The organism is Mycobacterium sp. 852002-51961_SCH5331710, from assembly GCF_001665535.1.
In the GTDB taxonomy this organism is placed as follows: Bacteria; Actinomycetota; Actinomycetes; order Mycobacteriales; family Mycobacteriaceae; genus Mycobacterium.
The window spans coordinates 19214-38059 of the sequence record NZ_LZSQ01000040.1 but is presented as its reverse complement, the minus strand read 5'-3'; the positions used below and the strand labels follow the sequence as shown (position 1 = coordinate 38059).

Below are 18846 nucleotides of genomic sequence, written 5' to 3'. Positions count from 1 at the left end.
TCGATAATGGCATTCTCACAAGTGGTGAAGCAGTAAGGAGGGCGCTGTGCCGTCATTCAGGCGCCGCGAGTCGGTGATCGACGCGGACCGCGTCGAAAAGCCGCCGCAGGACGACCCTGAGCAGCGGTCGGCGGACTCGGACGAGGCGCTGCGCCTCGCCGAGGAGGCAGAGGCCGAAGCGGCCGAGGCGGAGGCGATCGCCGCCGCCGCCCGTGCTCGGGCCAAGGCCATCCGGTTGCGGAAGCAGGCTGCCGAGGCCAAAGGTTCCGCACGGGCCGAAGAGGAAGTGGTCGAGGCCGAGGAGACCGCGGCCGAAGCCGATACCGAAGCCGCCGACAGTGCCGACGGTGCCGCCGATGATGGAGCGGTCGGTGACGACGCCGTCGCGACCGAGGACGCCGAGACCTCGAAGCGCCGCCGCCTGCGGATGCCGCGGATCCGGTGGAAGATCGTCGCCGCGGTCGTCGCCGTCGTCCTGATCCTCGCGTTCGGCGCCGCGAGCGGTTACATGGTCTGGCAGCACCGGCTGGCGGAACAGGACCGGCAGGAGACCGCCGAGTTCACCGCGGCCGCCCGCCAGAGTGTCGTGACGCTGATGTCGCTGGACTTCAATCGGGCCAAGGAAGACGTGCAGCGCATCATCGACAACTCCACCGGCCAGTTCAAACAGGACTTCGAGGCACAGGCCGAGGACTTCACGAACGTGGCCAAGGAGTCCAAGGTCGTCACCGAGGTCACCGTCAACACCGCCGCGCTGACGTCGAAGACAGACAACAACGCCACCGCACTGGTGTCGGCCACCTCGCGGGTCACCAACACCGCGGGCGCCAACCAGGAGCCGCGCTCCTGGCGCCTCAAGGTCGACCTGGTCCGCGAGGGTGACCAGATCAAGATGTCGAAAGTCGAGTTCGTACCGTGAGCACCGAAGCCAACACCGACGAGGCCGACGTGAAGACCACGGCCTCAGACGAACCGGAATCGACGGCCGTGGAACCGGAGTCGACGGCCGCCGAGGAACCGGACGCCACCGAGAAGGGCGACGAGGAACCCGCCGAGGACAGCAGTCCGAAAGTTCGGGGTGGCGTGCGGCGGCATCTCGGCGCCATCCTGCTGACGGTTTTGCTCGTGATCTCCGCAGGCGTGGCCGCCTGGTTGTACCTCTCCCAGTACCGACCGGACCAGCAGGTCAACGCCGACGCACAAAATGTCGCGGTGGAGGCGGCGAAGTCGGGCACCGTGGCGCTGTTGTCGTACGCCCCGGACTCGATGGAGCAGGATTTCACGAATGCGAAATCGCACCTCACCGGCGACTTCCTCAATTACTACACCCAATTCACCGAGCAGATCGTGACCCCGGCGGTCAAGGAGAAGCAGGTCAAGACCAGCGCGGCGGTCGTCGAGGCCGGTGTGGCCGAGATGCATCCCGACACCGCGACCGTGTTGGTGTTCGTCAACCAGACGACGGTCAGCAAGGAGAATCCCGACGGTGCCTTCGCCGCGAGCGCGGTCAAGGTCGGCCTGACCAAATCCGACGGGCACTGGCTGATCAACAAATTCGACCCCGTGTAGTGACGGCGCTTCCCGGCCAACGCCTCGCGGCGGTCGTGACACTGCCGGCCGACGAACGCGCGGCGGCATCGCTGCAACGAGTGGCGGGCCGATCGCCTCTGGCGCGCGTCGTGGACGACTGCCTTCAGGCGGTCCCCGATTGCACCGCGGTCGTCGTGGCGGCCGCCGAAGCCATCGCCGGCGAGGTGTACGCGTCACTCGCCCGCGACGGACTGGACGCCGTGTACGTCGAGGGGGTCGGTGGATCGGCAAGCCGGGCGCGGTGTCTCGCGGCGGCGGTCGAAAAGGTTGTCGCCGAACCGGTTTCGGCGTCACACGTGCTCGTGTACGACGTGCGGCAACCGCTGACGCCGTCGGACCTGTCGAGGCGCGTCGCCGAGGGCCTGACGCGGGGAGCGAGCGTCGTGCTGCCGGTGCAACCGGTCACCGACAGCGTGAAGGTCATCGACGAGCGCGGTGTGGTCACCGCGTCGCTGGATCGCTCGACCCTTCAAACCGTGCAATACCCGCGCGGATTCGCCGCCGGCCATCTCGGCCGATTGCTCGAGGACCCGGTCGGCGAGTTCGACGAGGCGGTGGAAGCGATCCGATCGACGGTGCCGATCGCGACCGTCGACGGTGACGCGGAGGCCGTAGCGGTCGATCTCCCGCACGACGGACCGTTCCTCGAGGCCGTCATCGCCGCTCGCCGCTGACCGTCGCCAACAGATGTTCGGCGGTCGCGATGTCGCGGGCGTAGGTCACCTTGATGTTGTGCAGCTCGCCCCGAAACGTCTGCACCGCAACGTCGGTGAACGCCTCGATGCACGACGACGTATCGGTGCCCTCGAACCCGTACCGTTCCGAGCTCCGGTATGCGGCGAGCAGTGGCGCGGCCAGAAACGCCTGCGGTGTCTGCACCCGCACGAGCGGCGATCCGCCGGCCGGCCGCTGCAGCTCGGTGGTCACCGCATCGCGCAGCGGCAACGCCGGTACCGCACCACCGGCTTCGCGTGCGACCGCGAGCGCGCGGATGAACATGTCCGCACCGGCCACCGGTCGCGCGGCGTCATGGATGAGCACGACGTCGATGCGGCCCGCCTCGATATCGGGTTCCAGGTGCCGAAGGACGTTGAGTTCGGATCCGTGCCTGCTGTCGCCGCCCTCGACGAGTTCGACGCTCGCCGCGGGAAGTTCGCGTGCCACCATGTCGCGGGCCAGATCCAGCTCCCCGCGCCGGTACACCAGCACGATGCGCCCGACGTCCGGAACCCTCGTCAGGGTGTCGAGTGACCAGGCGACCATCGGCCGACCCGCGACCGCGAGGTAGGCCTTGTTGCCGTCGGCGCCGACGCGGGTTCCCAGCCCCGCCGCGAGTACGACGGCCACGGCCGACGGCGGGGTTGAGCGTTCTGCGACGGTCACCCTCGTATCTTGACACTGCACGTCAGGAAAGGACGGCGCCGTGAGCGAGACTCCGCACGAACCGACGGCCATGCAGCACCGGGTGCATCGCATGTCCGGTCGCGATCCCCACGAGGCGCACCGCGTTGCCACGCCCCTGGAACTGCTCTTCGACCTGACCTTCGTGATCGCATTCGGCGTCGCGGCCCGCGAGTTCGCGCACATGCTCGCCGCCAACCACGTCGGTTCCGGGTTGTTCGCGTTCTCGTTCGCGACGTTCGCGGTGTGCTGGGCGTGGATCAACTTCAGCTGGTTCGCCTCGGCCTACGACACCGACGACTGGGTCTACCGCGTCATGACGATGCTGCAGATGGTCGGTGTGATCGTCATGGCGCTGGGCTTCCCTCCGTTGTTCGCCTCGATCGAACACGGCGCGCACGTCGACAACCGCGTCGTGGTCGCCGGCTATGTCGTGATGCGTATCGCGTTGGTGGGGCAGTGGGTACGCGCGGCCGCCCAGGACCCCGCGCACCGGTCGGCGTGCCTGACCTACGTCGCCGCGGTCACCTTCGCGCAAGTGCTGTGGATCGTCAGCATCTTCCTCGACACGTCGCTGCCGGTGACGATGGCGATCGTCGTCGTGCTGATCGGAATCGAAACGCTGGGGCCGCTTCTCGCGGAGCTGCGCCGCGGCGGTACGCCGTGGCACGCCCATCACATCGCCGAACGCTACGGACTGCTGACGATCATCGCGCTCGGGGAAGGTGTGGTCGGGACCGTGGCCTCACTGACCGCGGTGGTCAACGCGCAGGGTTGGACCTTCGACGCCGTCTTCGTCGTGGTGGCCGGCGTCGGCCTGACGTTCGGGTTGTGGTGGATCTACTTCCTGACCCCGCATGCCGAGCTTCTGCACGCCCGGCGTGAAAGATCTTTCTGGTTCGGCTACTTCCCGATCGTGACGCTCGGCGCGATCGTCGCCACCGGCGCCGGCCTGGACGCGGCCGCCCTCTACATCGAGCACCATTCCGAACTCTCCTCGGTCGGGACCGTGTTGTCGGTCGCGGTGCCGGTCGGGCTCTTCGTCGTCTCGGTCTATCTGCTCAACACGTTCATGGTGGGTAAGGCCTCGATCCCGCATGTCCTGCTGATCACGCTGACGATCGTTGTGCTGGCGCTTTCGGTGTGGCTGGCGGCCGCCGGAATCTCGATGGCGAACTGTCTCCTGGTCGTCACGCTGGCGCCGATGCTGACGGTCGTCGGCTACGAGATTCTCGGGCTGAACTACTGATTCGCCGATCGTTTCGGCACCTCACGGCCCGGGTACGCCTTTTTTTATGCCGAAGACAACCAAGAGTGGCAGCGCCCGAAAGAGCGAGCTGCCCAGCACCCTGAAGAAGTCATCCGCCAAGGCCCAGCGGACCTTCGCGAAGGCTCATGACGCCGCTGCCGAGGAATACGGCGAGGGCGAGCGCGCACACCGCGTCGCCTACAGCGCGCTCAAGCACAGCTACGAGAAGGTCGGCGACCACTGGGAAGCGAAGTCCGAGAAGGGCCCGTCCGACCAGCGTGCGCGCAGCGGCGGCCCGAATGCCAAGGGCGACACGGCGGAAGGCGTGGACGCCAACGCCTCCAAGAAGCACCTGATGGAAGTCGCACGGCGGCTGGACATCTCGGGTCGCTCGACGATGAACAAGGACGAGCTGGTCTCGGCGATCAAGAAGGCGAACCGCCGCACCACGGCCCGCCGTCGCTGAGTTCGCCTAGTCCTCCGCGCCGGCGCGGGTGTCCAAGCTCTCGAGCAGCATCCGCTCCTGTTCGGCCCTCATCACCTTGCGCGCCTTGCCGCGGGTGATGAGGATGCCGAGTACCGCGAACGCCCAGATCGCGTACTGCACGGTCCAGGCCACCCGGAACGAGTCGAAGGAGAAGCCGCCGGCCGCGTCGAGGATGGCCCCCATCGACTGCATCACCAGCAGCGAGGCGATGAAGCCGCCCATGTTGACCAGACCGGACGCGGTGCCGAGTGTCGCGCTCGGGTTGAAGGTCCTGGCGAAGTCGAAGCCCACCATGGAGCCGGGCCCACCCACCGAGATCACCACGATCAGCGTCACGAGCAGCCACAGCGGCGCCCTGCCGGGTAGCGCCAACACGACGGTCCACATCAACGCATTGCTCGCGATGATGCACAGCACGAGCCGCGAGCGCCGATGCGGGCGGCGCCCGGTGAAGATGCCGATCAGCACACCGGCCGAGATGGCTGCCACCACCGACACCGTCAACATCAGCCCGGCCACGCCGGCCGACAGCCCCTGCGCGTTCGTCAAGTAGGGCACACCCCACATCAGCGCGAACGCGGTGACGGAGAACTGGGTGCCCATATGGGTGAAGAACCCGAGCCTGGTGCCCGGACGCAGCCAGACCGTTTTGACGCTGGCCAGCGTCTCGCGCACCGAAACGGTCTCGATCTCCACCGCGTTGCCGTGCGGGGTGTTCTTCACCAGCGCCGCGGTCAAAACCATCGACAACACACCGATGGCCGCCACCGAGACGTAAGCCGTCGTCCATCCCATCGCGTCGAGCACGGCGAAGAAGGGGACGGCCGACAGCACCTGGCCGAGCTGTCCGCAGATACCGGTCAGCTGGGTGACCAGCGGAACCTGCCGCGGAGTGAACCAGTGCGGGACGAGGCGCAGCACCGAGATGAACGTGAAGGCATCGCCGAGGCCCAACACGGCGCGCGCCCCGATGGCGATGGGCAGTGATTCGGTGAACGCGAGCGTGAGCTGACCGCCGGACATGAGCGCGGCGCCGGCCAGGATCAGGGTCTTGGAACCGAAGCGGTCGAGCAGGACGCCGGCGGGCACCTGCGCGGCGGCGTAGACGATGACCTGCAGCACGACGAACGTCGAGAGCACGCTGGGGCTGGCATGGAACCGGTCTGCCGCATCGAGGCCGGAGACGCCCAACGTGGTGCGGTCGAGAACTGCGACGATGTATGCGAACAGCCCGGTGGCCCAGACGATCCAGGGACGCACACCGAACCTTTCCCGCTGATGAGTAATAAATCTGACTTTTCCATGTTTCCGTACGCGGGTGCGACGGCGCCAATCCCGCATCGGTGAGTTCGCTCACCGCGGTGATCCGGCGGGCGGACCGAGTTGGCTGTAATCGACGGTTCGTGCACGGTTGTCCGGACCCCGCTCGTGATCGATGCAGATAGAGGGTGGTGCGAGCGGCGGGCTGGTCGACCGCCGTCGCCGGGCCTAAAGTTCGCTCGCAAATGTTGTGGCGGGTTACAGTGATCGAATGAAGCGTCGCGCTCAGCCGTCGGCCCGCGGGGCCGTGGGAGGTCGCGACGGTGGCTGAGTATCGCCTCAACGAGTTGGCGGAGATCTCTGGCGTCAGCGCCCGCAACATCCGCGCCTACCGGGAGCGGGGGTTGCTGGACCCACCCCGGCGCGTCGGCCGCTCCGCGTTCTACGACGACTACCACCTGTCGCAGTTGCGCACCATCAACCAGTTGCACCGACGGGGTTTCAACACCGCCCACATCGCCGAGTTCTTCACCAGCCTGCGTGAGGGCACCGACCTGGCCGACATCCTCGGCATCCAGCGCGCGGTGCTGGGCCCGAGAGCGGAGTCCGGTGCCCAGGAGGCAGACGCGGTGGGCATCGGCGCCGAGAGCGACGAGGCACGGAGGCTGGTCGACTACGGGCTCGCGCAGGTGATCGACGGCGGCGTGGTGTTGACCGATCCCGCGGTGCGGCAGGTGGTTTCGCGCTCGTCGGACCATCTGGCCGCCGTCCGCGCGCTGCTGCACATCGTCGAGGCCAGCCGCGACGCGGTCGACGCGCTGGCGGCACAGTTCGTCGCGACGCTCGGCGACTGCATGGCGGCTCAATTCGGCGCGGACTACACACCGACACCGGACAACATCGACGAACTCGCGCGGGCTGCGCGCGACTACCGCGACCTGTGGACCAGCGTGGTGTCCGGGCGCCTGGACGCGGCGCTGCAGCGTCACATGCCGACAGCGGACCCGGAGCAGAGTCCGCGGCTCACCCGGTGATCTGGCGCCACCGGGCGGCCCACTCGTCGTAATCGGTGCACTCGTCACCGCCGCCGCCGACGCACCGCTTCTGAGGCGTGGTCCAGTAGTGGATCTTCGCGGCGAACCTCGCGTCGGTGGCGTGGTAGATGTCGCAGAAGTCGCGCTCGGTGGTGTGCTCGCAGGCCTTCGCGTTGGCCGGCGCCTCGCCGAAGAACTCGGCGGCCTCGGCGTTGACCTCCGGCGAGGAGATCCAGTTCATCCACTTGTACATGCAGTTGGGGTGCGCCGCCTTCGACGAGATCATCCAGGTGTCCGACCAGCCGGTGGAACCCTCCTTCGGCAGCACCGTGTTGACCGGAACCCTGTTACGCGCACCGATCGTGTTCGCAATCACCTGCCAGGTGGTGCCGATGACGGAGGCGCCGGACTCGAACGCCTCCACTTCCTTGAAGTAGTCCGACCAGTACTGGCCGACGTTCTCGCGTTGTTTCTCGAGCAGCCGCACCGCCGCGTCCAGCTGTTCGGGCGTCAGCGAATACGGGTCGTCGATGCCCAACTCGGGCTGCGTCTTGGACAGATACAGCGCCGCGTCGGCGATGTAGATGGGCGAGTCGTATGCGGTGACCCTGCCGCGGTACTTGTCGGCGTCGTCGAACACCGCCGCCCAGGAATTGGGCGCGTCCCGCACGACCTCGATGTTGTACATCAGCAGGTTGGCTCCCCATCCGTGCGGAATGCCGTACATCTGGCCGTCGACCGAGTTCCACGGCTGGTCCTTCAAGAACGGCGAGATGGAGTCGTAGTTCGGAACCAGATCGGTGTTCACGGGGGCGACGTCGCCGGCGTAGATGAGCCGAAGAGTCGCGTCGCCGGACGCCGAGACCCCGTCGTAGGCACCGCTGCGCATCAACTGCACCATCTCGTCGGAGGTGTTGCCGAGCGTCACCTCGGTCTGGCAGCCGGTCTCGCGTTCGAACGGTGTCACCCAATCGGCTTCGGCGTCGTGGGAACCGTCCTCGGCGTAGCCGGCCCAGGCGATCAGGTCGAGTCGCCCCTCGCCCTCGCCGACCGCGCCGAGGGGCTCGATCTCCGGCGGAGCCTGGCCGCCGGGGGAGCGCCGTTCGTCCGAGCAGCCGGATGTCAGCGACAGGACCAGCACGGCGCAGCTGATGACGGTCAGACCGGTTCGCACGACGGCGGACGGCCAGCGCGCCATGGGTTCTACTCCTCGTTCGATCGGCGGATCGTCGAACCGTGCTCCTGCGATGATTCCGCGTTTCGGCTTAGCTCGGCAACGCCGCGCCGATGCCATGTCCGGTGATACTGCTGTGACCAGTGACATCGGCGTGAAGATTGTGACAGTTGTCGTATCCTGTGGCTTGTGTCGATATCCCGGCGCGCCGTGCTGAAGGGCGCGCTTACCGCCCCGGCGGCCCTCGTCATCGGCGCAGGCATGCAGGCGGCGGCCGCACCCGCGGGGGCCGCGCCGCTGGGCATCCTTCTCGACTACGCGGCCGGCGTCCTCAAGGCCAGCGACATCCGTGCGGCGGGCGCCCTGGGGGCCATTCGCTACGTCTCCGACCGCCGGCCCGGCGGGGCCTGGATGCTGGGTAAGCCGATCCAACTGACCGAGGCGCGCGACCTGTACCAGGGCGGCCTGAAGATCGTGTCCTGCTACCAGTACGGCAAGAAGGACACCGCCGACTGGCTCGGCGGCCAGAACGCCGGGGTCGCGCACGCGAAGCGGGGCTGGGAACTGCACGTCGCCGCCGGCGGATCCCAGGGCGCCCCGATCTACGCGTCGATCGATGACGATCCGACCTACGAGCAGTACAAACAGCTGGTGGCGCCGTATCTGCGCGGCTGGGAGTCGGTGCTGGGCAAGCAGCGCGTCGGTGTCTATGCGAATTCGAGGACGATCGAGTGGGCGCTCCAGGACGGCATCGGCACGTACTTCTGGCAGCACAACTGGGGATCGCCGGGACGGGTCGCGCACCCCGCCGCACATCTGCACCAGGTCGAGATCGACAAGCGGTCGGTGGCCGGGATCGGCGTGGACGTCAACCACATCCTCAGGCCCCAATTTGGGCAGTGGGACTAAACCTTACCGATCAGTAAGTATCTTCAGCAAACTTTTCCGCGTGGCCGGGGCCGCTGAGAAGACAAATCACACGTGCGTGTCTCGTCTGGCCGCAGCGACGCCGCTGGTGAGACGCGTCGAAAATTTCTTTATAACGATTTGATAACAAAACTACCGTGATCAGCGCTGTTCTGCCTACTCGACCGTAACCACCTGCATGCAGGACGTTTGTCCCGAAAGCCTTCGGTCCGTGTCGAACTGCGCGTTATGCAACGGGCGGTTACCCGAGCGTAGAACTCTTCAGTAACCATTTCGGGCGCGAAATGGAGGGCTCTTCTTATGACACTCTTAGTACGGCTGGAGTGCACGGAAGGCGGTTCGAAGGCAGTCGCGAAACGACTCGGAACCGCCCGACCGAACCAGTCGGATTCGACGCCGAATCGCGTGGCGCCGCGGCAGGCAGCCGGGAGCCATTGGAGCTTCTGAGACGACAGCCGACGACGAGCATGACGCGGGACAGAGGAGAGAACAAGACGTGACGATCAACGAGCAGCACAGGGTGTCGGCCGACCGCACCGCGGGAGCCGCCCTCGCCGGCAATCAGGCCCTCGTCGATCGACTGAACTCCGGTGAGCCCTACGCCGTGGCCTTCGGTGGCCAGGGCGGCTCGTGGTTGGAGAACCTCGAGGAGCTGGTCAGCTCGGCCGGCATCGAGTCGGAGCTCAGCGAGGTCGTCGGGGAGGCCGCCCTCCTTCTCGAGCCCGTGGCGCGCGAACTCGTCGTGGTGCGCCCCATCGGCTTCGAGCCCTTGCAGTGGGTGCGTGCGCTCGCCGCCGACGAGCCGCTGCCCCCGACGAAGCAACTCATCACCGCGGCCATCTCCGGACCGGGCATCCTGCTGGCGCAGATGGCCGCGATCCGCGCCGCCATCCGCCAGGGTCTGGACCTGTACGACGCGCCGCCGGTCGCGATGGCCGGGCACTCGCAGGGCATCATCGCCTGCGAGTCGCTGCGGTCGCGGGGCGCCAAGGACGCCGAACTGTTGGCGCTGCTGCAGCTGATCGGTGCGGCCGGGTCGCTGGTCTCGCGCCGTCGCGGCATGGTCGGCCGCGGGGACAAGTCGCCGATGGTGTCCGTGACGAACGTCGATCCCGACCGCATCGCCGAACTGCTCGAAGAGTTCTCCCAAGACGTGCGGACCGTGCTGCCGCCGGTGCTGTCGATCCGCAACGGCAGGCGTTCGGTCGTCATCACCGGGACCCCCGAACAGCTCGGCCGGTTCGAGCTCTACTGCTCGAAGATCACCGAGAAGGAAGAGGCCGAGCGCAAGAACAAAATCCGCGGCGGTGCGGTGTTCAGCCCGGTCTTCCATGGCGTGCAGGTCGAGGTCGGCTTCCACACGCCGCGGCTGGCCGACGGCGTCGAGGTGGTCGACCGCTGGGCGGCCAAGTGCGGCATCGATCCCGAGCTGGCTCACGAGATGACCGAGGCGATCTTCGTGCGCCCGATCGACTGGGTCGCCGAGGTCGAGCGGCTGCACGACGCCGGTGCGAAGTGGATCGTGGACCTGGGCCCGAGCGACACCGTGACCAGGCTGACCGCCCCGATCATCCGCGGGCTGGGCGTGGGCATCGTGCCTGCCGCCACGCGGGTCGGGCAGCGCAACCTGTTCACGGTCGGCGCGGAACCCGAGGTGCCGCCCGCCTGGTCGAGTTATGCGCCCACCACCGTGCAGCTGCCGGACCGATCGGTGAAGCTGTCGACGAAGTTCACCCGGCTGACCGGGCGGTCGCCGATCCTGCTCGCGGGCATGACCCCCACGACCGTCGACGCCAAGATCGTCGCGGCCGCCGCCAACGCGGGGCACTGGGCCGAGCTCGCCGGCGGCGGGCAGGTCACCGAGGAGATCTTCGAAGACCGCATCGCCGAGCTGACCACCCTGCTCGAGCCGGGCCGCGCGGTGCAGTTCAACTCGTTGTTCCTCGACCCGTACCTGTGGAAGCTGCAGCTGGGCGGCAAGCGCCTGGTGCAGCGTGCCCGTCAGTCCGGTGCGCCGATCGACGGTGTCGTGGTGTCGGCAGGCATCCCCGAGCTCGAGGAGGCCGTCGAGCTGATCGACGAGCTCAACACCGTCGGCATCAGCCATGTCGTGTTCAAACCCGGCACGGTCGACCAGATCAAGTCCGTGATCAAGATCGCGGCCGAGGTGCCGAACAAGGACGTCATCGTCCACATCGAGGGCGGCCGCGCGGGCGGGCACCACTCCTGGGAGGACCTCGACGACCTCCTGCTGACGACCTACGGCGAACTGCGCAAGCTGCCGAACATCACCGTCTGCGTCGGTGGCGGCATCGGCACCCCCGAGCGGGCGGCGCAGTACCTGTCCGGGCGTTGGGCCACCGAGTACGGCTTCCCCGCAATGCCGGTCGACGGGATCCTCGTCGGCACCGCGGCGATGGCGACGCTCGAGGCGACCACGTCCCCGGCCGTCAAGCAGATGCTGGTCGAGACCACCGGAACCGACCACTGGATCAGCGCCGGAAAGGCAACGGGCGGCATGGCTTCCAGCCGCAGCCAGCTCGGCGCCGACATCCACGAGATCGACAACGCCGCATCGCGGTGCGGGCGGCTGCTCGACGAGGTCGCCGGCGATGCCGACGCCGTGGCGGCGCGCCGCGACGAGATCATCACCGCGATGGCCGCCACCTGCAAGCCGTACTACGGCGACATCGGCGAGATGACCTACCTGCAGTGGCTGCAGCGCTACGTCGAGTTGGCCATCGGCGACGGCGACAGCACCGCCGACACCAAACTGCCCAACAGCCCGTGGCTGGCCGACACCTGGCGCGACCGGTTCGCCGACATGCTGCACCGCGCGGAAGCCCGTCTGCACCCGCAGGATTCGGGTCCGATCCCGACGCTCTTCAACGACGTTGCGCTGCTGGATGATCCGCAGCGCGCGATCGCGACGCTGGTGTCGCGCTACCCCGAGGCCGAGACGCTGCGGCTGCATCCGGCCGACGTGCCGTGGTTCGTCACGCTGTGCAAGACGCCGGGCAAGCCGGTCAACTTCGTGCCGGTGATCGACAAGGACGTGCGGCGGTGGTGGCGCAGCGATTCGCTGTGGCAGGCCCACGACGCCCGCTACAGCGCCGATGAGGTGTGCATCATCCCCGGTACTCAGGCCGTCGCGGGCATCACCCGCGTCGACGAGCCGGTCGGTGAACTGCTCGACCGCTTCGAGCAGGCCGCGATCGACGAGGCGCTGGCCACCGACGGCGACCCCGTGCCGGTCGTGTCGCGCCGGCAGGCGCGCGCCGACGTCACCGGTCCGCTTGCGGTGGTGCTGGACTCGCCGGACGTGCTGTGGGCGGGCCGGGTCGCGATCAACCCGGTGCACCGGATCGGCGCACCCGACGAGTGGCAGGCGAACGAGAACCGTAACGCGACGCACCCGTCCACCGGCGCCCGCCTCGAGCTCAGCGGCGACCGGGTCACCTTGAGCGTGCCGTTGTCCGACATCTGGATCGACATCCCGTTCACCTTGCCCGCATGCACCGTCGACGGCGGCATGCCGGTCGTCACGGTCGAAGACGCCTCGGCCGCAATGCGTTCCGTGCTAGCCATCGCGGCGGGTGTGGATGGACCCGGCGCGTTGCCGCCGGTGCAGAACAACACCGCGACGGTCACCGCCGACTGGGATCCCGAACGCGTCGCAGACCACACCGGCGTGACCGCGACATTCGGCGCCCCGCTCGCGCCCGGCTTGTCGCTGGTGCCCGACGCGCTCGTCGGCCACTGCTGGCCCGCGGTGTTCGCCGCGATCGGTTCGGCCCTCACCGACGACGGCTTCCCGGTCGTCGAGGGCCTGCTGAGCCTGGTACACCTCGACCACGCCGCGCACCTGCTGGCTCCGATGCCCAAGCAGCGAGCCGAACTGGCCGTCACCGCAACGGTTTCCGCCGCGACCGACACCGAGTACGGCCGCGTCGTGCCGGTGTCGGTGGAGATCCGCGACGCCGACGGCACGGTGCTGGCCAGGCTCGAGGAGCGCTTCGCGATCCGCGGCCGCACCGGCGCCGCCGAACTGGCCGACCCGCCGCGCGCGGGCGGTGCGATCACTGACAACGCGACCGACACCCAGCGGCGTCGCCGCCGCGACGTCACGGTCACCGCACCCACGGACATGAGCGCGTTCGCCGTCGTGTCGGGTGATCACAATCCGATCCACACCGACCGCGCCGCCGCCCTGCTCGCCGGCCTGAAATCGCCCATCGTGCATGGCATGTGGCTTTCGGCCGCCGCCCAGCACGTCGTGGCCGCGACCGACGGCAGGGCCGCCCCGCCGGCCCGGGTGGTCGGCTGGACGTCGCGGTTCCTGGGCATGGTGCTGCCGGGCGACGACATCGACTTCCGCGTCGACCGGGTCGGAATCGACCGCGGCGCAGAGATTCTCGAGGTGAGCGCCAAAGTCGGCGGTGAACTCGTGATGTCGGCGACGGCGCAGTTGGCCGCCCCGAAGACCGTGTACGCGTTCCCCGGACAGGGGATCCAGCACAAGGGCATGGGCATGGAGGTGCGGGCCCGGTCGAAGGCCGCCCGCAAGGTGTGGGACACCGCCGACAAGTTCACCCGCGAGACGCTGGGCTTCTCGGTGCTGCACGTGGTGCGGGACAACCCGACCAGCCTGATCGCCAGCGGTGTGCACTACCACCATCCCGACGGCGTGCTGTTCCTGACGCAGTTCACCCAGGTGGCGATGGCCACCGTGGCCGCGGCGCAGGTCGCCGAGATGCGTGAGCAGGGCGCGTTCGTCGAGGGCGCGATCGCCTGTGGTCACTCCGTCGGCGAGTACACCGCGCTCGCCTGCGTCAGCGGTGTCTACGAACTGGAGGCGCTGCTCGAGGTGGTGTTCCACCGCGGCAGCAAGATGCACGACATCGTGCCGCGCGATCACCTCGGCCGCTCGAACTACCGGCTGGCCGCAATCCGCCCGTCGCAGATCGACCTCGACGACGCCGACGTCAAGCAGTTTGTCGCTGACGTCTCCCGGGATACCGGTGAATTTCTAGAGATCGTCAACTTCAACCTGCGCGGCTCGCAGTACGCGATCGCGGGCACGGTGCGGGGCCTCGAGGCGCTGGAGGAGGAGGTCGAGCGGCGTCGCGAGATCACCGGCGGTAAGCGCTCGTTCATCCTGGTGCCCGGTATCGACGTGCCGTTCCACTCGTCGGTGCTGCGGGTCGGTGTCGCCGACTTCCGCCGCTCGTTGGAGCGCGTCATGCCGCGCGACCAGGATCCCGACCTGATCATCGGGCGCTACATCCCCAACCTGGTGCCCAAGCCGTTCACGCTGGATCGCGAATTCATCCAGGAGATCCGGGATCTGGTGCCCGCCGAGCCGCTGGACGAGATCCTCGCCGACTACGACACCTGGCGTAACGAGAAGCCGCGCGAGCTGTGCCGCAAGATCGTCATCGAGCTGTTGGCGTGGCAGTTCGCCAGCCCGGTGCGGTGGATCGAGACCCAGGACCTGTTGTTCATCGAGGAGGCCGCAGGCGGTCTCGGTATCGAGCGCTTCGTCGAGATCGGGGTGAAGTCCGCGCCGACGGTGGCCGGGCTCGCAGCCAACACGCTGAAGCTGCCCGAATATTCGCACAACACAACCGAAGTGCTGAACTCCGAGCGCGATGCGGCGGTGCTGTTCGCCACCGACACCGATCCGGAGCCGGAACTCGACGACGAGCCGACGCCCGCGCCGGCATCGGAGGCCGCCGCGCCCGTCGAGGCGGCCGCGCCCGCCGCCCCGGCAGCCGCACCGGCGGCACCCGCCGGCGGGCCCCGTCCGGACGACCTGACGTTCGACGCCGCCGACGCCACCACGGCGCTGATCGCGCTGTCGGCCAAGATGCGCATCGACCAGATCGAACCGCTGGACTCCATCGAGTCGATCACCGACGGTGCATCGTCGCGGCGTAACCAGTTGCTCGTCGACCTGGGCTCCGAGCTCAACCTCGGCGCCATCGACGGTGCGGGGGAGGCCGACCTGGCCGCGCTCAAGGGTCAGGTCACCAAGCTGGCCAGGACCTACAAGCCGTTCGGCCCGGTGCTGTCCGACGCGGTGAACGACCAGTTGCGCACCGTCTTCGGGCCCTCGGGCAAGCGCCCCGCCTACATCGGCGAGCGGGTCACCAAAACCTGGGAGCTGGGTCCGGGCTGGGTCAAACACGTCACCGTCGAGGTCGCGCTGGGTACCCGCGAGGGCACCAGCGTGCGCGGTGGTGAGCTCGGCGGCCTGCACGACGGCGCACTGGCCGATGCCGCGACCGTCGACAAGGTCATCGACAGCGCGGTCGCCGCGGTGGCGGCCCGGCGCGGTGTGGCGGTGTCGTTGCCGTCCGCCGGCGGCGCGAGCGGGGGCGTGGTGAACTCCGCGGCGTTGACCGAGTTCGCCGAGCGGGTCACCGGCCGCGACGGCGTGCTCGCCTCTGCGGCACGGATGATCCTCGGACAGCTCGGCCTCGATACCCCGGTTCCCGTTCCGGAGGCCACCGACGCCGAACTCATCGACCTGGTGACCGCCGAACTCGGTTCGGACTGGCCGCGTCTGGTGGCGCCGACGTTCGACGGCCGCAAGGCGGTGCTCTTCGACGACCGTTGGGCCAGCGCGCGTGAGGACCTGGCCAAGCTGTGGCTGTACGACGAGGACGAGATCGACCGCGACTGGCAGCGACTCTCGGAACGCTTCGAGGGCGCAGGCCACGTGGTCGGCACGCAGGCCACCTGGTGGCAGGGCAAGGCGCTGGCGGCTGGTCGCAACATCCACGCCTCGCTGTACGGCCGCGCCGCTGCGGGTGCCGAGAATCCGGGGACCGGGCGCTACAGCCACGAGGTCGCCGTCGTCACCGGCGCGTCCAAGGGCTCGATCGCCGCGTCCGTGGTCGCGCAGCTGCTCGACGGCGGTGCGACCGTGATCGCGACGACGTCGCGTCTGGACGACGACCGGTTGGCGTTCTACCGCAACCTCTATCGCGACAGCGCCCGCTGGAACGCGAAGCTGTGGGTGGTGCCCGCCAACATGGCGTCCTACACCGACATCGACGCGCTGGTGCAGTGGGTCGGCACGGAGCAGACCGAAAGCCTTGGGCCGCAGTCGATCCACATCAAGGACGCCCAGACGCCGACGTTGCTGTTCCCGTTCGCCGCACCGCGGGTCGCGGGCGATCTGTCCGATGCCGGATCGCGCGCCGAGATGGAGATGAAGGTGCTGCTGTGGGCCGTGCAACGGCTGATCGGCGGGCTGTCTCACATCGGCACCGAGCGCGACATCGCCGCGCGCCTGCACGTCGTGCTGCCCGGTTCGCCGAACCGCGGCATGTTCGGCGGCGACGGCGCGTACGGCGAGGCGAAGTCGGCGCTGGACGCGTTGGTGTCCCGGTGGAGGGCCGAATCGTCGTGGGCGCAGCGGGTTTCGTTGGCGCACGCGCTGATCGGCTGGACCAAGGGCACCGGTCTGATGGGCCACAACGACGCGATCGTCGGGGCCGTCGAGGAGGCCGGTGTGCGCACGTTCACCACCGACGAGATGGCGAGCATGCTGCTGGGCCTGTGCGACATCGAGGCCAAGGTGGCCGCGGCGCATGAGCCGCTGCAGGCGGACTTCACCGGCGGGCTGGCCGACGTCGACATCGACATGGCCGAGCTGGCCGCCAAGGCCCGCGAAGAGATGGTGACCGAAAGCCACACCGAGGACAGCGATCCCGAGGGCACCGTGCGTGCCCTGCCGTCGCCGCCGCGTGGTTACAAGTCCGCACCGCCGCCCGAATGGCAGGACCTCGACCTGGACCCCGCCGACATGGTGGTCATCGTCGGTGGCGCCGAACTCGGTCCGTACGGCTCCTCGCGCACCCGCTTCGAGATGGAGGTCGAGAACGAGCTGTCGGCCGCCGGTGTGCTCGAGCTGGCGTGGACGACCGGGCTGGTCAAGTGGGAGGATGATCCCACGCCGGGCTGGTACGACACCGTGACGGGCGAGCTGGTCGACGAGGGCGAGCTGGTCGAGCGCTACCACGACGCCGTGGTCGAGCGGGTCGGCATCCGCGAGTGGGTCGACGACGGAGCGATCGACCCGGATCACGCGTCGCCGCTTCTGGTTTCGGTCTTCCTCGACAAGGACTTCACCTTCGTCGTGTCGTCGGAGGCCGAGGCCCGCGGATTCCTCAAGTTCGATCCGGAGCACACCGTGATCGCGCCCGTGCCCGACAGCGGCGACTGGCAGGTGACCCGAAAGGCGGGCACCGAGGTTCGGGTTCCGCGGAAGGTCAAGCTGTCCCGCACGGTCGGCGCGCAGATCCCCACCGGGTTCGACCCGATGGTGTACGGCGTCAGCCAAGAGATGATGAACTCCATTGACCGGCTGGCCATCTGGAATCTCGTCACCACTGTCGATGCGTTCCTGTCGGCCGGGTTCACGCCCGCGGAGCTGATGCGGTGGGTGCATCCCAGCCTGGTGGCCAGCACGCAGGGCACCGGCATGGGCGGCATGACGTCGATGCAGACGATGTACCACGGCAACCTGCTGGGCAGGAACAAGCCGAACGACATCCTGCAGGAGGTCCTGCCGAATGTCATCGCAGGCCACGTCGTCCAGAGCTATATCGGCAGTTACGGGGCGATGATCCACCCGGTCGGCGCCTGTGCGACGGCGGCCATCTCGGTCGAGGAGGGCGTCGACAAGATCAAGCTCGGCAAGGCCGAGTTCGTGGTCGCGGGCGGATACGACGACACGACCCTCGAGGCGGTCATCGGGTTCGGCGACATGGCCGCCACCGCCGACACCGCGATGATGCGAGCCCGTGGCATCAGCGACTCGAAGTTCTCCCGCGCCAACGACCGTCGCCGCCTCGGCTTCGTCGAGGGCCAGGGCGGCGGGACCATCCTGCTGGCGCGCGGCGATCTCGCGCTCCAGATGGGGTTGCCGGTGCTCGCGGTGGTGGGCTACGTGTCGTCGTTCGGCGACGGTGTGCACACCTCGATCCCGGCGCCGGGCCTCGGCGCGCTGGCCGCCGGCCGCGGGGGTCGCGCGTCGCAGTTGGCCCGCTCGCTGGCTCAGCTCGGTGTCGGACCCGACGACATCGCGGTGGTCTCCAAGCACGACACCTCGACGCTGGCCAACGACCCCAACGAGACCGAGCTGCACGAGCGGCTCGCCGACGCGCTGGGCCGCTCGGAGGGCGCGCCGTTGTTCGTGGTGTCGCAGAAGAGCCTGACCGGCCACTCGAAGGGCGGTGCGGCGGCGTTCCAGATGATGGGGCTGTGCCAGATCCTGCGCGACGGCGTCATTCCGCCGAACCGCAGCCTGGACTGTGTCGACGACGAGCTCGCCGGCTCCGCGCACATGGTGTGGCTGCGCGACACCCTGCACTTCGGAGGGTCGTTCCCGCTCAAGGCGGGGCTGATCACCAGCCTGGGCTTCGGTCACGTGTCCGGCCTGATCGCGTTGGTGCATCCGCAGGCGTTCCTCGCCGCGCTGACCCCCGAGCAGCGTGCTGATTACAAGCAGCGCGCGGACGCGCGGGTGCTGGCCGGTCAACACCGGCTCGCGTCGGCGATCGCCGGCGGCAAGCCGATGTACGAGAAGCCGGCGGACCGCCGGTTCGGCCACGAGGGACCGGAGAAGCCGCGGGAAGCCGAGATGCTTCTCGATCCGGGCTCGCGACTCGGCGACGACGACGTGTATGTGCCCGGACAGGCATGAGATAAC

The 18846-nt window shown here is 68.4% G+C and carries 11 protein-coding genes; 8 read left to right on the top strand and 3 right to left on the bottom strand.

The annotated features are described in order from the left end of the window. Positions 1-46: 46 nt before the first annotated feature. The 3 genes from A5752_RS06880 to A5752_RS06870 are packed head-to-tail and all read left to right on the top strand — an operon-like array spanning position 47 to position 2264. Entirely contained in the window at positions 47-919 is an 873-nt protein-coding gene (locus A5752_RS06880; RefSeq protein ID WP_067083589.1) for an Rv1363c family protein, read from the top strand. Next, positions 916-1569, top strand: a complete 654-nt coding sequence (locus A5752_RS06875) for an Rv1363c family protein (RefSeq protein ID WP_067083588.1) — start codon at positions 916-918, stop codon at positions 1567-1569. The genes A5752_RS06880 and A5752_RS06875 overlap by 4 nt, the downstream gene beginning before the upstream one ends. Then, on the top strand, positions 1569-2264 hold the full coding sequence (locus A5752_RS06870) for a 2-C-methyl-D-erythritol 4-phosphate cytidylyltransferase (protein WP_067083586.1): 696 nt from the start codon (positions 1569-1571) through the stop codon (positions 2262-2264). Before A5752_RS06875 ends, A5752_RS06870 begins: the two co-directional genes overlap by 1 nt. On the opposite strand, the gene A5752_RS06865 is transcribed toward A5752_RS06870, so the two are convergent. After that, the gene (locus A5752_RS06865) at positions 2245-2973 is read right to left on the bottom strand and encodes an IspD/TarI family cytidylyltransferase (protein ID WP_231983342.1); all 729 of its coding nucleotides are present in this window, start codon (positions 2971-2973) and stop codon (positions 2245-2247) included. The two genes, A5752_RS06870 and A5752_RS06865, sit on opposite strands and share 20 nt — an antisense overlap. Positions 2974-3043: 70 nt before the next feature. Between A5752_RS06865 and A5752_RS06860 the strand changes: the two genes are divergently transcribed. Then, on the top strand, positions 3044-4240 hold the full coding sequence (locus tag A5752_RS06860) for a low temperature requirement protein A (RefSeq protein WP_067083626.1): 1197 nt from the start codon (positions 3044-3046) through the stop codon (positions 4238-4240). Positions 4241-4286: 46 nt separating this feature from the next. Beyond that, a complete protein-coding gene (locus A5752_RS06855; RefSeq protein WP_067083583.1) occupies positions 4287-4706 on the top strand; it encodes a ChaB family protein in 420 nt (139 codons plus the stop codon). 6 nt (positions 4707-4712) lie between these two features. On the opposite strand, the gene A5752_RS06850 is transcribed toward A5752_RS06855, so the two are convergent. Then, the gene (locus A5752_RS06850; RefSeq protein WP_067083581.1) at positions 4713-5987 is read right to left on the bottom strand and encodes an MFS transporter; all 1275 of its coding nucleotides are present in this window, start codon (positions 5985-5987) and stop codon (positions 4713-4715) included. Between the two features lie 323 nt (positions 5988-6310). Here A5752_RS06850 and A5752_RS06845 point away from each other — a divergent pair, with 323 nt between their 5' ends. Further along, the gene (locus A5752_RS06845; protein ID WP_067083579.1) at positions 6311-7021 is read left to right on the top strand and encodes a MerR family transcriptional regulator; all 711 of its coding nucleotides are present in this window, start codon (positions 6311-6313) and stop codon (positions 7019-7021) included. On the opposite strand, the gene A5752_RS06840 is transcribed toward A5752_RS06845, so the two are convergent. Further along, positions 7011-8219, bottom strand: coding sequence for an ABC transporter substrate-binding protein (locus A5752_RS06840; RefSeq protein ID WP_067083577.1), 1209 nt, complete (start codon positions 8217-8219; stop codon positions 7011-7013). The genes A5752_RS06845 and A5752_RS06840 overlap by 11 nt on opposite strands. Positions 8220-8384: 165 nt before the next feature. Here A5752_RS06840 and A5752_RS06835 point away from each other — a divergent pair, with 165 nt between their 5' ends. After that, entirely contained in the window at positions 8385-9104 is a 720-nt protein-coding gene (locus A5752_RS06835; protein WP_197500558.1) for a DUF1906 domain-containing protein, read from the top strand. Between the two features lie 514 nt (positions 9105-9618). Further along, on the top strand, positions 9619-18840 hold the full coding sequence (locus tag A5752_RS06830; RefSeq protein WP_067083575.1) for a type I polyketide synthase: 9222 nt from the start codon (positions 9619-9621) through the stop codon (positions 18838-18840). Positions 18841-18846: the final 6 nt, after the last annotated feature.

Coding starts and splice junctions, on each gene's coding strand:
- A5752_RS06860 (WP_067083626.1), top strand. CDS start 3,044: ATGCAGCACCGGGTGCATCGCATGTCCGGTCGCGATCCCCACGAGGCG.
- A5752_RS06855 (WP_067083583.1), top strand. CDS start 4,287: ATGCCGAAGACAACCAAGAGTGGCAGCGCCCGAAAGAGCGAGCTGCCC.
- A5752_RS06840 (WP_067083577.1), bottom strand. CDS start 8,219: ATGGCGCGCTGGCCGTCCGCCGTCGTGCGAACCGGTCTGACCGTCATC.